Below are 13,941 nucleotides of genomic sequence, written 5' to 3' on the forward strand. Positions count from 1 at the left end.
CGGCCATGAACGTCATCGCACTGCTGGGCACGGGCACGATGGGCGCGGCGGTCGGCCGCCGGTTGCTAGCCGCGGGGCAGCGCCTCACGGTCTGGAACCGCACCCCCGGCCGGACGGGCTCGCTCGTCGCGGCCGGGGCGCGGGCCGCCGCCACCCCGGCCGAGGCCGTCCGGGACGCCGACGTGGTGATCACCATGCTGACCGACGCGACCGCCGTTCGGGAGGTGCTATTCGGCGCCGACCCGGCCGCGGCCGACCTGCGGCCCGGCACCCATCTGGTCGAGATGTCCACGATCGGCCCTCGGGCCGTGGCTGAGCTGACCAGGCTGCTGCCGGCGGGCGTACCGCTCGTGGACGCGCCCGTCGCCGGCAGCGCCGGCGCGGCCGAGGCGGGTCGGCTCGTGGTGCTGGCCGGCGGCCCGGAGGCGGCCGTCGACCGGGTCGCCCCGGTGCTGGAACTACTCGGCACGGTCCGCCGGTGCGGGGGCCTCGGCAGCGGCGCCGCGCTGAAACTGGTGCTCAACACCGCTCTGGTCACCGCCGTCACGGCCACCGCCGACGCGCTGGCGGTCGCTGCGGCAGTCGGCGTGGACCGGCGTACGGCGATCGAGGCGCTCGAGGTCGGACCGCTGCGCGGCGCGGTCGCCCGGGCGACCGCCACGGATGCCGCGTTCACCGTCGCCCTGGCCGCCAAGGACGCCCGGCTCGCCCTCGACGCGCTCGGCGACGTTCCCGCGCCCGTCCTGCACGCCGCCGCGTCGGCACTGGCGGCCGCGCCCCACCCGCACGAGGACATCGCCGCCCTCACCGGTGTCCGCCCCACCACCACCCACGACAAGGAGCAGCCGTGATCGTGACCCTGGACAACCCCGCGACCGTCTCCGCGCCGTTCGGCGACCGGTTCGCCCACGTCGCCCGCCTCGACCTGCCGGGCAGCGCCCTGCTGCTACTCTCCGGCCAGGTCGGCGTCGACGACGACGGCGCCGTGGTGGCGCCCGGCGACGTCCGGGCGCAGTCCGAGCGGATCTTCGAGCTGGTCGGTGGCCTGCTCGCCGCACACGGCGCCACGTTCGCCGACGTCATGCACGTCCGGACGTTCATGACCGACCTCGGTGACCTGGCCGGCTATGCCGAAGTCCGCAGTCGGTACTTCCCGCACGCCAAGCCCGCCAGCACCACGGTGGAGGTGAACCGACTGTTCCTGGACGGCGCGGTGCTGGAGGTCGAGGTGACTGCCGCCGTGACCACCGGCTGAACGCCGGCACCCGACCGACGACGAGGGCGACCGACGGAGCCGTGGCCAGCGCCGATTGCGGTACGCTGTCGATCGGTTACTACTACAACTTGTCGTGATTGCGGCCGGGTGCATATCCTCCAACGGCCCGAAGCGGAGGTGCCCGATGGCTGACGACGACGCGGAGGTCACCGCGTGGGCGTTGGCCGCCGGCGAGGGTGACCGGGACGCGGCCGCCCGGTTCGTCCGCGCGACGCAGCAGCAGGTCCGGCGTTTCCTCGCCGCGCTGGTCTCACCGTCCGAGGCCGAGGACCTGGCCCAGGAGACCTTCCTGCGCGCGGCGCGGTCGCTGCCGTCGTTCGCCGGGCGGTCCTCGGCGCGGACCTGGCTGCTCGCCATCGCCCGCCGGGTCGCGGTGGACCACACGCGGGCCGCGACGTCGCGCCCGCGGACGGTGCCGATGGCTGACGGGTACGACGCCCCCGACGCGCACCACGGCGGCTTCGACCGGCAGGTGGTGCTGGAGCAGCTCATCGCGGCGTTGCCGGCGGAACGGCGCGAGGCCTTCGTCGCCACCCAGATCCTCGGCATGTCCTACGCCGAGGCGGCGGAGGTGTGCGGCTGCCCGATCGGCACCATCCGCTCCCGGGTGGCCCGGGCCCGGGAGGACCTCGTCGCCGCCACGGCCGGCCGGTCCGGGGAGGGCGCGCGGCGGGACGGCGGCGCCGCGGGGTAACCCGGCTCAGCCCGGGTGACCTGCGCCGAGGCGACAGATCGTGCGAGGTCCGCGGGAACTCACGCCACCCTCGGGCCGACTATCGGTACATGGGGTGTGAGCAGTGGCGCGAGGTGCTGTCGGCGCAGTTGGACGGGGAGGAGACCGCCGCCGAGCGGGTGGCCGCGGAGGCCCACCTGGACGGGTGCGGCGACTGCCGGGCCTGGTACGACCGGGCCGCCGCGGTGACCCGCCGGGCGCGCCTGTCGGTCAGTGTGACCGGTGACGACCTCACCGACGTCATCCTCGCCGCGCTCCCGGCGCCGGCTCCGCGCCGCCGGGAGCGGATCGCACTCACCCTGCGGACGGTGCTGGGTCTGATCGGCACGCTGCAGCTCGTCCTCGGCCTGGCGCAGATCGGCCAGGGGGCGACCGGCGTCCACGACCACACGACGACCGGTGCGCTGGCGTCGGGGCACCTGTGGCACGAGTCGGCGGCGTGGAACGTCGCCGTCGGTGCCGGCTTCCTGTTCGTCGCGGCCCGGCGCACAACACCGACGGGGCTGGTGCCGATGCTGTCCGCGTTCGTCGGCACGCTGGTGCTGCTGTCGGTCAACGACCTGGCCACCGGGCGGGTGGACACCACCCGGCTGATCAGCCACGGGTTCCTGGTCGCCGGATACGTGATCGTCGTCGCGCTGTCCCGCCCCCGGCTGCGGCCCGGCGGCCCGGCGCAACGGGGCCGCCCGGCCGAGCCGCGCTGGCACCTGCCCGCCCCGGAGCAGCCCGAGTCCCCAGGGTTGCGGCTGCTGCCGCCGTATCCCGGCTCGGCCCGTGCCTCCGATCGCTGGGCGGCCTGACCGCCGCCGGGGCGGTGCCGATCCGTTCAGGGGCGGTAGCGGTAGCCCATCCCCGGCTCGGTGATCAGATGCCGGGGGCGGGCCGGATCGTCCTCCAGCTTGCGCCGTAGTTGGGCCATGTACTGCCGCAGGTAGTTGGTCTCGTGGTGATACTCCGGGCCCCACACGTCGTGCAGCAGCTGGCGCTGGCTGACCAGCTTGCCGGGGTTGCGCAGCAGCTTCTCCAGCATGGCCCACTGGGTGGGGGTGAGCTTGACCTCGGCGCCGTCGTCGCGGATGACGGTCCGGTCGGCCAGGTCGACGGTGTGCCGGCCGACCCGTAGCGAAGGGGCGCCGGGCGCGGCACCGCCGAGCCGGCGGGTGACGGCGCGGATCCGGGCGAGCAGCTCGTCCACGCCGAACGGCTTGGTGACGTAGTCGTCGGCACCGGCGTCGAGGGCGGAGACCTTGTCCTCGCTGCCGGCCCGGCCGGAGAGGACGATGATCGGCACGGTGGTCCAGCCGCGCAGGCCCCGGATCACCTCGACGCCGTCCAGGTCGGGCAGACCGAGGTCGAGCACCACCAGGTCGGGCGGGTGGCCGGCGGCGGCTCGCAGCGCCGCCGCACCGGTCTCGACGACCTGCACGTCGTAGCCCCGGGCGCGCAGGTTGATCCGCAGGGCGCGCAGGATCTGCGGCTCGTCGTCCACGACCAGGATCCGGGTCACTCCGCACCCCTCTGCTCGGCGGCGGGCAGCCGCAACACCATGGTCAGCCCGCCGCCCGGCGTGGTCTCCGGGGTGATGCTGCCACCCATCGCCTCCGCGAGCCCCCGGGACAGCGCGAGCCCCAGGCCGACCCCGGTCTGGTTGTCCCGGTCGCCGAGGCGTTGGAACGGCAGGAAGACGTGCTCCCACTGGTCCTCAGGGATGCCGGGGCCGGTGTCGATGACCCGCAGCTCGACCTGCCCGGCGTGGGCGCTGGCGGTGATGGTGGGCGGCTGCCCGGGCGGGCTGTGCCGCAGGGCGTTGGCCACGATGTTGACCAGCACCCGTTCCAGCAGGCCGGGGTCGGCCGTGGCGGCCGGCAGGTCGGCGGGGATGTCGGTGGTGACGTCGGCGGCCGCCGGCCCCAGCTCGTCCAGGGCCCGGGGTACGACGTCCTCCAGCCCGATCGCCGTGGCGGTGACGCCGAGGACGCCGGCCTGGAGCCGGCTCATGTCGAGCAGGTTCGCCACCAACCGGCCGAGCCGGTCCAGCGACTCGTCGGCGGTGGCCAGCAGCTCCTCGCGATCGTCCGCGCCGAACTCCACGTCATGGCTGCGCAGGCTGCTCACCGCCGCCTTCGCGGACGCCAGCGGCGTACGCAGGTCGTGGCTGACCGCGGCAAGCAGCGCGGTGCGCATCCGGTCGGCCTCGGCGAGCGGCCGGGCGGTGGCGACCTCCTCGGCGAGGCGTTCCTGGCGCAGCGCGACGGCGGCCTGGGCGGCGAATGCCTCGACCACCCGCCGGTCGGCGGCCTCCAGCCGACGGCCGGAGAGCACCACGGTGAGCCGCTCGTCCACCGGCACGGCGGTCTCCCCAGCGCCCGGGCTACCCGGCGGCGCCTCGCCGACGCCGGCCACCACCCGCCAGGCCGCCTCCTCCTGTGCCCGGCCCGGGCGTCCCTCGGCCTCCGCGACCAGCTCCAGCACGCTCACCGCGCGCAGCGCGAAGGTCTCCCGCAGCCGGTCCAGGAGCGCCCGCAGCGGTCGCTCGCCGCGCAGCACGCCGCCGGCGACGGTGGCCAGGGTCTGCGCGTCGGCAGAGGCCCGCGCCGCCTCGCGGGTACGCCGGGCGGCCACGTCGACCACCCAGCTCACCGCGACCGCGACACCGACGAAGACGCCGAGTGCGAGCAGGTTGTCCGCCTCGGCGATGGTGAGCGTGTGGTACGGCGGGGTGAAGAACCAGTTGAGCAGCAGGGAGCCGCCCAGGGCGGCGACCAGCGCCGGCCACAGCCCACCCACCAGGGCGACGCCGACCACGCCGGCGAGGAAGAGCAGGATGTCGTTGGTCAGCATGAGGTTGGGCAGCGCCAGCAGCAGCCCGGCCAGGGCGGGCATGCCGAACACGGCGAGCGCGAACCCGAGCAGCCGGCGCCGCCGGGACAGCGCGGCGGGCATCGCCGCGCCGCGCCGGCCGCGCCCGGCCTCGGCGTGGGTCACCAGGTGGACGTCGATCGGGCCGGACAGGGCGGTGGTGGTGACGCCGACGCCCGGGGACACCAGTTGGGCGAAGCGTCCGCGCCGGCTCGCGCCGAGCACGAGCTGGGTGGCGTTGACGCCACGGGCGAAATCCAGCAGGGCCGCCGGGATGTCGGTGCCTAGCACGTGGTGGTACGTCCCACCGAGGCTCTCCACCAGCACCCGCTGCCGGGCGAGCTGAGCCGGGTCCGCCCCGGCCAGGCCGTCGCTGCGGGCCACGTGCACGGCGAGCAGGTCGGCGCCCTTGCTGCGGGCGGCGATCCGGGCCGCCCGACGGATCAGCGTCTCCCCCTCCGGCCCGCCGGTGAGCGCCACCACCACCCGTTCCCGGGCCTCCCAGGTGGCGGAGATGCCCTGCTGGGCGCGGTATTCGTCGAGCTGCTCGTCGACCTTGTCGGCGAGCCAGAGCAGCGCCAGCTCGCGCAGGGCGGTGAGGTTGCCGACCCGGAAGTAGTTGCCGAGCGCCGCGTCGATCTTGTCAGGGCGGTAGATGTTGCCGTGAGCCATCCGGCGGCGCAGCGCCTCCGGGGTCATGTCGATCAGCTCGACCTGCTCGGCGGCCCGGACGACCTGATCGGGCAGGGTCTCCCGCTGGGTGGTGCCGGTGATCTGCGCGACCACGTCGTTGAGCGACTCGAGGTGCTGGATGTTGACGGTGGACAGCACGCTGATGCCGGCGTCGAGCAGCTCCTGGACGTCCTGCCAGCGCTTGTCGTGGCGGCTGCCGGGCACGTTGGTGTGGGCCAGCTCGTCGACCACCGCGACCTCGGGGCGGCGGGCCAGGACGGCGTCGAGGTCCATCTCGGTGAAGCCGGCACCCCGATAGGTGATCGCGCGGCGGGGTACGACCTCCAACCCCCCGATCATCGCCGCGGTGTGCGGGCGCCCGTGGGTCTCGACCAGGCCGATCACCACGTCGGTGCCGCGTTCGGCGCGCCGCTGGGCCTCCTCGAGCATGGCGTAGGTCTTGCCGACACCGGGGGCGGCCCCGAGGTAGATGCGAAGTTCTCCCCTTGGCACGGTCACCATCCTCCCCGATCGGTGGCAGGAGAGGCCCTCTTGACGCCCCGCGAGGTGAAGGAGGCCCCTCCTTGGACTCAGTCAGCGGACGGGAAACTTCTCGTCGAGGGCGAGGTTGAGGTCGAGCACGTTGACCGCCGGTTCGCCCATGAACCCGAGCGCCCGCCCGGTGGTGTGCTCCTCGACCAGGCGCCGGACCGCCGCCGGGTCCGCGCCCCGCTCACGCGCCACGCGGGCCACCTGGATCTGCGCGTACGCCGGGCTGATGTGCGGGTCGAGGCCGCTGCCGCTGGCGGTGACCGCGTCGGCCGGCACCGCCGGATCGGCCGGAGCGTCACCCCGGATCGGGATGACCACCCCGCCCTCGGCGACGTAGTCGTGGCCGGGCTGGGCCAGCTCCACCGGCATCCCCTGGTAGCTGGCGAGGAAGGGAGTTGCCGGGGCGACCTGGTTGACGCTGACCACCCGGGTGATCCGGCCGGTAAGCCCGTCGGCACGGAACACGGCCAGCACCGCGCCGACCCCGTCCGGGGCGCAGTAGGGCCGCCGCCCGTCGACGCCGTCGAGTTCGCCGATGGCCCTGCTCCGGGCGCAGACCTGGGTGAGCAGGCTGTGCTTCGAGTCGTCGGGGTTGCTGGCGATGGTGTCGACCACACTCTCCGGGCCGAGGTTGCTGGCCGCGGTGGCGGTGGGATCGTAGCCGGCGCCGGCCGCCGACGGCCGGGACTGGAAGTAGCGCGGCACGGGGTTGCCGTCCGCGTCGGTGAACGACTGTCCGATCAGGGTGCTGCCGACGGTCCGGCCGTCGACCGTGACCAGGGAGCCGTCGGCCTTGCCCTGCAGGCCGGGAATCCGGCCCACGGCGACCAGGGCCAGCGGGTACGCGAAGCCGAGCAGGACGGTGAAGACGAGCAGCGCGCGCAGCGCGGCCAGGTGTTGAGCGAGCCAGTTAGGGAGGCGCATCACGAGATCCCCGGGACGAACTGGATGAGCAGGTCGATGAGCTTGATGCCGATGAACGGCACGATGATGCCGCCCAGGCCGTACACCAGCAGGTTGCGGCTGAGCAGCTTCGACGCGCTGGACGGGCGGTAGCGCACGCCGCGCAGGGCCAGCGGGATCAGCGCGACGATGACGATCGCGTTGAAGATGACCGCGGACAGGATCGCCGACTCGGGGCCGGCCAGCCGCATGATGTTCAGCGCGTCCAGACCCGGGTAGATGCCGGCGAACATGGCCGGGATGATCGCGAAGTACTTCGCCACGTCGTTCGCGATGCTGAACGTCGTCAGTGAACCCCGCGTGATCAGCAACTGCTTGCCGATCTCCACGATCTCGATCAGCTTGGTCGGGTCGGAGTCGAGGTCGACCATGTTGCCGGCCTCCTTGGCGGCCGACGTGCCGGTGTTCATCGCCACCCCGACATCGGCCTAGGCGAGGGCGGGCGCGTCGTTGGTGCCGTCGCCGGTCATCGCGACCAGCCGGCCGCCCTCCTGCTCCTTCTTGATCAGGGCGAGCTTGTCCTCCGGGGTGGCCTCCGCGAGGAAGTCGTCCACCCCGGCCTCGTCCGCGATCGCCTTCGCCGTACGCGGGTTGTCGCCGGTGATCATGACGGTGCGGATGCCCATCCGGCGCATCTCGTCGAAGCGCTCACGCATCCCCGTCTTGACGATGTCCTTCAGGTGGATGACCCCGAGCGCCCGGGCCGGTTCGCCCTCGACGTGCTCGGCGACGACGAGTGGCGTGCCACCGATGCCACTGATCTCGTCGACGAGCTGCCCCACCTGCTCGGTGGGGTGGCCGCCGTTCTCGCGGACCCACTTCATCACGGCGGCGGCGGCGCCCTTACGGATCCGCCGGGCCGGTGCGCCGGCACCGCCGTCGTCGGTGCTGTCCGGGGTGAGGTCGACGCCGCTCATCCGGCTCTGCGCCGTGAACGGCACGAACGCGGCGTGCGGGATCAGCCCGGGCTCGCGCTCACGCAGCCCGAACTCGTTCTTCGCGAGCACCACGATCGAGCGACCCTCGGGTGTCTCGTCGGCGAGGCTGGACAGCTGCGCCGCGTCGGCGACGTCGTCCGCGGTCACGCCGGTGACCGGGAGGAACTCGTCCGCCTGCCGGTTGCCGAGGGTGATGGTGCCGGTCTTGTCGAGCAGCAGGGTGTTCACGTCGCCGGCCGCCTCGACGGCCCGGCCGCTCATGGCCAGGACGTTGCGTTGGACGAGCCGGTCCATGCCGGCGATGCCGATGGCCGAGAGCAACGCCCCGATGGTGGTCGGGATCAGGCAGACCAGCAGGGACACCAGAACCACCCCGGTGACCCCGGCGTTGGTGATCGCACCGGTGTCAGGGGCGGCCGCCTGGTAGCCCTTGGAGAAGATCGCCAGCGGCTGGAGGGTCACCACGGCCAGCAGGAAGATGATCGTGAGCGCGGCGAGCAGGATGTTCAGCGCGATCTCGTTCGGGGTCTTCTGCCGGTTCGCCCCCTCCACCAGGGCGATCATCCGGTCGATGAAGCTCTCGCCCGGTCGCTGGGTGATCTTGACGATGATCCGGTCGGAGAGCACCCGGGTGCCGCCGGTGACCGCGCTGCGGTCGCCGCCGGACTCACGGATGACGGGCGCCGACTCGCCGGTGATGGCGGACTCGTCGACGCTGGCGATGCCCTCGACCACGTCGCCGTCGCCCGGGATGACCTGGCCCGCCTCGACCAGCACGATGTCGCCCAGCTTCAGTTCCGGCGCGGGCACCGCCTCGTCGCGGTACCCGTTGGCCCGGGCACCCGGGGTCCAGCCGATCAGTCGGGTGGCGATGGTGTCCTTCTTCGCCTGCCGCAGCGTCGCGGCCTGCGCCTTGCCGCGGCCCTCGGCGACCGCCTCGGCGAGGTTCGCGAAGATCACGGTGAGCCAGAGCCAGACCGTGACGGCCCAGGCGAACACCGACGGGTCGGCGACGGCCAACACGGTGGTGTAGATCGCGCCGATCTCGACGATCAGCATCACGGGGTTGCGCCACAGCGTGCGCGGGTCCAGCTTGCGCAGCGCGTCCGGCAGGGACCGGATCAGCTGCCTCGGGTCGAGCAGGCCCCCGCCGACCCGGTTGCCCTGGGTGGCCGGGGTGCCGGCGACCGGCTGCTCGCCGGTGCCACCGGATGTCACAGGCGTGACGGACATGTCCTCGTTCCTCATGATGGTCACAGCCCCTCTGCGAGGGGGCCGAGCGCAAGCGCGGGCAGGAAGGTCAGCGCCACGAGGATCACCGTGACGCCGACGACCATCCCGACGAAGAGCGGTCGGTGGGTCGGCAGGGTGCCCTCGGAGGTGGGGGTGGGTTTCTGGCGCGCCAGCGAACCGGCCAGCGCGAGCACGAAGATCATCGGCAGGAACCGGCCGAGCAGCATGCACAGCCCGAGCGCGGTGTTCCACCACGGCGTGTTGACCGTGATGCCGGCGAACGCGGAGCCGTTGTTGTTGCTCGCCGAGGTGAACGCGTAGAGGACCTCGGAGAGGCCGTGCGGGCCGACGTTCAACGCGGTCGAGTTGTTGCCGGTCGCGAAGGCCGCCGCGGTACCCACCAGCACCAGGGCCGGCGTGATCAGGAAGTACAGCGAGGCGAGCTTGATCTCGCGGGAACCGATCTTCTTGCCCAGGTACTCCGGGGTGCGGCCCACCATCAGCCCGGCCACGAACACGGTGATCACGGCGAGGACCAGCAGGCCGTAGAGGCCGGAGCCGACGCCGCCGGGGGCCACCTCGCCGAGCATCATGTTGCCCAGCGTCATCATCCCGCCGAGCGAGGTGTACGAGTCGTGGAACGAGTTCACCGCACCGGTCGAGGTGAGCGTGGTGGCGGCGGCGAAGGTCGCCGAGTCCGAAACGCCGAACCGGACGTCCTTGCCCTCCATGGCGGCGGCGACCGCCTGTGGCACGGTGCCGTGCCCGGCCAACTCGAAGACGTTGATCAGGGTGACGCTGGCCAGCGCCAGGATCGCCATGACCGCGGCGATCGCGTAGCCCTGCCGGTTCTGCCCGACCAGCCGGCCGAAGACCCGGGGCAGGCTGAACGGGATGACCAGGATCAGGAAGATCTCGAGCCAGTTCGTCCAGGTGGTCGGGTTCTCGAACGGGTGGGCGCTGTTGGTGTTGTAGAAGCCACCACCGTTGGTGCCCAGCTCCTTGATGGCCTCCTGGCTGGCCACCGGGCCGCCGGTGAGGTGCTGGGTGCCGCCGGTCAACGTGGTGACGCCGGTGCCGCCGGACAGGTTCTGCACCGCGCCGCCGATCATCAGCGCCAGCGCGCCGAGCACGGCGATCGGCAGCAGGATCCGCAGCGTGATCCGGGTCAGGTCGACCCAGAAGTTGCCCAGCTCGCCGCTCCGGCTGCGGGCGAACCCGCGGACCAGGGCGACCGCCACGGCGATGCCGACCGAGGCGGAGACGAAGTTCTGCACCGCCAGGCCGGCCATCTGCACCAGGTGGCCCATGGTCGACTCGCCCGAGTACCACTGCCAGTTCGTGTTGGTCACGAACGAGACCGCGGTGTTCCAGGCGCCGTGCGGGACCACCGCGTCGAAACCCAGCGAGAGCCACAGGTGGTTCTGCAGGCGCTGGAACGTGTACAGGAACAGGATCGAGACGGCCGAGAAGGCGAGCACGCTGCGGGCGTACACGCCCCAGGTCTGCTCGGCGGCGGCGTTCACCCCGACCAGGCGATAGATTCCCCGCTCGACGCGGGACTGCCGGGTGCCGGAGACCACCCGGTACATGTAGTCACCGAACGGCTTGAAGGCGGCGACGAGCGCCACCACCAGGGACAGCATGAAGACGATGCCGGCTGTTGCCGTGGTCATCAGAAGCGCTCCGGGAACAGCAGGGCGACGACCATGAACACGCCGAGGCCGATCGCCAGCACCAGACCGACCGCGTTCACCGCGCTCACAGCTTCTCCACCCCTCGTACGACGAGGGCGAGCGCCGCGAACAGCGCCACCGTCAACAGCACGAACCCCAGGTCAGACACGGCTGACTCCTCCTGCGGACGTTCCCCGCGACCGCCTCCCGGTCGCGCCGGGCAATCACAACCCCGTACCGGCCCGACGGACAGGGGCCATAACGGGACCGTGACGCCGGCCCGCCGTTTCTTGACGCGCTTTTCACGGCGGCCCTCTCGGAGGTGAATCCGGTCACCCGATGGCCGGCCGTGATGGGGTTGTCGTCGTCCTGCCGGTGAGCGTGCCGGCGGCCGATCAGCGCGGTTTCACCGCGGTTTCACGCTGCGAGGGCGCCCGGAACCGGCCGACGCGCGCCGCCAGCGGACCACCGCCACCAGGGCGGCGACCGCGAGCAGGACCAGCGCGCTGAGCGGCCAGGTGCGCAGGATGACCAGGTTGGTGACCACCGCGCCGGTCAGCAGGACGACGAGACCGAGCGCGGCGTACCGGGCGAGCCGGGAGACGAGCAGGCCGAGTGCGCCAGCCACCTCGAACCCGCCGACCACCGGGCCACTGCCGGTGGCCTTTGCCGGTACGTCGGAGCCGGGGCGGGGAACCGGACCGTGGATTCGTCAGCCGTCCAGGCGACGGACCATGTTCATGATGGTCTCCACCTGGAGGCCACCCTTGATCGGATAGTTGGTGGCGCCGAGGTAGCCCCACCAGTCCCAGCAGCCGTTCGGGTTGACCCCGGTCGCGACCGCCTGCGGGTAGAGGACGATCAGCCGGTTGGTGTCGGCGTACTGGTTGAGGTTGGCCCGATCGACGAAGGCGGTGCCGATCTTGGCGTACCCCTGGGCGCAGCCGTGCAGGGCGACCAGCAGCCGGCAGGTCTGGCCGGCGGCGCAGGTGCTCGGCACGTACGCGAAGCCGTTGGCGTCCATGCTCAGCCCGTTGGCCCAGCCGTTGACCGCGAAGGTGTCCTGGCTGAACCGGATGAGGGTCCCGCCGAGCGGGCCGGTGTTCGGCGCGGACACCGAGCCGAGCAGCTTGCCGAGGAAGCTGCCCTCCGGGTCGGTGCCGCAGTCGTTGAGGAACGGCGAGGCGGTCGCCGTGCAGCCGACCGTGCCGTACGGGGTGACCCAGGCGTGGCCGGCGGCGCTGCCGCTGTCGTAGCGGACGCTGGCGCCGAAGTCCTGGTAGTAGCGGACCAGGTCATCGGTGACGGACTTCTTGACGGTGTTGTCGTTGGCGCCGTGGTAGACGTACACCGGCTGGCCGGCGAGGTTGCCGGTCGGGTCGACCCAGCCGTACGACGCCCAGGTACGGGTGTAGCCCTCCAGGGTGGACACGTACGTCGGGTAGATGTTGTCGCCGCAGCCGTAGAGCGCCTGGGCGACGTTGTACTGGGCGCAGTAGTACGGGCCGGCGGCGAAGACGGCAGCGCCCCGGATCCGCGCCGAGTAGGCGACCTGGAGCTGGGTGGCCAGGTACCCGCCGGAGGAGACCCCGGCTACGTACACGGCGGAGACCGGGTAGGTGCGGAGCGAGCCGGCGACCGGGGTCTTGGTGGACGGCGTGCCCGCCGCCCGGGCGGCGGTGCCGCCGGGCAGGACCAGGAGGAGGGCCGCGGCGAGGGTGGCGGCGGCTTTCCACGGTGTCTTCATCGCGTTCTCCCGTCGACTCACCGGCACGGTCGCCGGCGTGCGCAGAAGCTAACGTGATATCGACCACAGCAGATATCCGCGCGGCCGACACCTCCGGGTCGCCGTCCGTGTGGGTCACCCACCGGACGAGCCCGACGTCTTGCGCTGCGGCGGCGTACGGCTGGACCTACGGTGGTCGGATGCGCCGCCTCCGGCTCGCCGCCGCCGTGGCCGCCGTACTCGTCGCCGCCCTCGCGGGATGTGGGCGGGGCCGTACGGAGTACGCCTCGCTGCGGCATCCCTTCCGGGGTGCGACCCTGCTCCGCTCGCACCATCAGCGACTCCTCACGTCCCGACCACCGCCCCACGAGGTATTCCGTTGAGAGTCCGAAGGAGGACGACTAGCCTTCCCGCGACGTCACTCCGAGACCGCGAAGAGGGTGTTTTGGTGCCCGTGCCGACCGCGCTGAGCCGAACCGACCTGCGTCAGCCCGTTCCGACATCCGCACCCACCTACTGGAGTGACCGCATTGGATCTGCCACGTAGCTTCACCATCCGCGAGGGCGACCTCCGGATCATCAACCCGTTCGACGCCGGCAAGCTGGCCACGCTGGGCCGGGCGATCAAGCTCGAACGCGGCGCGTCGATCCTCGACCTGTGCAGCGGCAAGGGCGAGCTGCTGTGCACCTGGGCCCGGGACCACGGCGTGACCGGCACCGGGGTCGACATCAGCACCGTCAACACCGCCGCCGCCCGGGAGCGCGCCGCCGAGCTCGGCGTCGCCGACCGGGTCCGGTTCCTGCACGGTGACGCCGCGACGTACGTCGCGGAGGAGCCGGTCGACCTGGCCGCCTGCGTCGGCGCCACCTGGATCGGTGACGGGGTGCCCGGCACCCTGGAGATCCTCTGCCGCAGCCTGCGCCCCGGCGGGATGGTCCTGGTCGGGGAGCCGTACTGGCGACTCGACCCGCCCGACGAGGAGGCGGTGACCGGCTCCCACGCCCGGTCCCGGGACGAGTTCCAGGACCTGCCCGGGCTGGTCCGGCTCTTCGGCGAGTGCGGCTGGGACCTGGTCGAGATCGTCCTCGCCGACCAGGACAGCTGGGACCGGTACGCGGCCGCGCACTGGCTCAACCTGCGCCGCTGGCTGGACGCCAACCCCGACGACGAACTGGCCGGGGAACTGCGCCGGGAACTGACCGAGGACCCGCTGCGGTACGTCCGCTACCAGCGGGAGTATCTCGGCTGGGGCGTCTTCGCCCTGCTCCGCCGCTGACCGTCCGGGTCGGCTCCCCCGGCGGCGGGGGAGCCG

The 13,941-nt window shown here is 72.6% G+C and carries 13 protein-coding genes and 1 pseudogene; 6 read left to right on the forward strand and 8 right to left on the reverse strand.

Going from position 1 to position 13,941, the window contains the following annotated elements; all coding sequences use genetic code 11:
* Window positions 1-5 precede the first annotated feature (5 nt).
* The 4 genes from ACNAVT_RS02925 to ACNAVT_RS02940 all read left to right on the forward strand — a co-directional run bounded on the left by ACNAVT_RS02925 (window position 6) and on the right by ACNAVT_RS02940 (window position 2,809).
* Window positions 6-851, forward strand: coding sequence for an NAD(P)-dependent oxidoreductase (locus ACNAVT_RS02925; protein ID WP_416292510.1), 846 nt, complete (start codon window positions 6-8; stop codon window positions 849-851).
* Window positions 848-1,255 carry a RidA family protein gene (locus tag ACNAVT_RS02930; RefSeq protein WP_416292511.1) on the forward strand — a complete coding sequence of 136 codons (408 nt, stop codon included), beginning with the start codon at window positions 848-850 and terminating at the stop codon, window positions 1,253-1,255. Before ACNAVT_RS02925 ends, ACNAVT_RS02930 begins: the two co-directional genes overlap by 4 nt.
* A 145-nt stretch (window positions 1,256-1,400) precedes the next feature.
* On the forward strand, window positions 1,401-1,970 hold the full coding sequence (locus ACNAVT_RS02935; RefSeq protein WP_416292513.1) for a sigma-70 family RNA polymerase sigma factor: 570 nt from the start codon (window positions 1,401-1,403) through the stop codon (window positions 1,968-1,970).
* 89 nt (window positions 1,971-2,059) lie between these two features.
* A complete protein-coding gene (locus ACNAVT_RS02940) occupies window positions 2,060-2,809 on the forward strand; it encodes a zf-HC2 domain-containing protein (protein WP_416292515.1) in 750 nt (249 codons plus the stop codon).
* Between the two features lie 26 nt (window positions 2,810-2,835).
* Here ACNAVT_RS02940 and ACNAVT_RS02945 read toward each other — a convergent pair whose 3' ends face one another.
* The 8 genes and pseudogenes from ACNAVT_RS02945 to ACNAVT_RS02980 all read right to left on the reverse strand — a co-directional run bounded on the left by ACNAVT_RS02945 (window position 2,836) and on the right by ACNAVT_RS02980 (window position 12,649).
* A complete protein-coding gene (locus ACNAVT_RS02945) occupies window positions 2,836-3,516 on the reverse strand; it encodes a response regulator (RefSeq protein ID WP_416292517.1) in 681 nt (226 codons plus the stop codon).
* Window positions 3,513-6,053 (reverse strand): DUF4118 domain-containing protein, encoded by a 2,541-nt coding sequence (locus ACNAVT_RS02950; RefSeq protein ID WP_416292519.1) that lies wholly within the window; start codon window positions 6,051-6,053, stop codon window positions 3,513-3,515. Before ACNAVT_RS02950 ends, ACNAVT_RS02945 begins: the two co-directional genes overlap by 4 nt.
* Before the next feature lie 81 nt (window positions 6,054-6,134).
* On the reverse strand, window positions 6,135-7,016 hold the full coding sequence (locus ACNAVT_RS02955; protein WP_416292521.1) for a potassium-transporting ATPase subunit C: 882 nt from the start codon (window positions 7,014-7,016) through the stop codon (window positions 6,135-6,137).
* Window positions 7,016-9,226: pseudogene (gene kdpB / locus ACNAVT_RS02960) on the reverse strand (potassium-transporting ATPase subunit KdpB). The gene ACNAVT_RS02955 and the pseudogene kdpB overlap by 1 nt, the downstream one beginning before the upstream one ends.
* A gap of 20 nt (window positions 9,227-9,246) precedes the next feature.
* Entirely contained in the window at window positions 9,247-10,902 is a 1,656-nt protein-coding gene (gene kdpA / locus ACNAVT_RS02965; RefSeq protein WP_416292523.1) for a potassium-transporting ATPase subunit KdpA, read from the reverse strand.
* The gene (gene kdpF / locus ACNAVT_RS02970; RefSeq protein WP_073839165.1) at window positions 10,902-10,991 is read right to left on the reverse strand and encodes a K(+)-transporting ATPase subunit F; all 90 of its coding nucleotides are present in this window, start codon (window positions 10,989-10,991) and stop codon (window positions 10,902-10,904) included. The genes kdpA and kdpF overlap by 1 nt, the downstream gene beginning before the upstream one ends.
* Window positions 10,992-11,308: 317 nt before the next feature.
* Window positions 11,309-11,530 carry a hypothetical protein gene (locus tag ACNAVT_RS02975; protein WP_416292526.1) on the reverse strand — a complete coding sequence of 74 codons (222 nt, stop codon included), beginning with the start codon at window positions 11,528-11,530 and terminating at the stop codon, window positions 11,309-11,311.
* A gap of 84 nt (window positions 11,531-11,614) precedes the next feature.
* Entirely contained in the window at window positions 11,615-12,649 is a 1,035-nt protein-coding gene (locus ACNAVT_RS02980) for a poly(3-hydroxybutyrate) depolymerase (RefSeq protein WP_416292528.1), read from the reverse strand.
* Window positions 12,650-12,828: 179 nt separating this feature from the next.
* Here ACNAVT_RS02980 and ACNAVT_RS02985 point away from each other — a divergent pair, with 179 nt between their 5' ends.
* Entirely contained in the window at window positions 12,829-13,011 is a 183-nt protein-coding gene (locus ACNAVT_RS02985; protein ID WP_416292530.1) for a hypothetical protein, read from the forward strand.
* 138 nt (window positions 13,012-13,149) lie between these two features.
* The gene (locus ACNAVT_RS02990; protein ID WP_416292532.1) at window positions 13,150-13,905 is read left to right on the forward strand and encodes an SAM-dependent methyltransferase; all 756 of its coding nucleotides are present in this window, start codon (window positions 13,150-13,152) and stop codon (window positions 13,903-13,905) included.
* The last annotated feature ends 36 nt before the right edge of the window (window positions 13,906-13,941 follow it).

The sequence above is a fragment of the Micromonospora sp. SL4-19 genome (genome assembly GCF_047921475.1).
Classification (GTDB): domain Bacteria; phylum Actinomycetota; class Actinomycetes; order Mycobacteriales; family Micromonosporaceae; genus Micromonospora.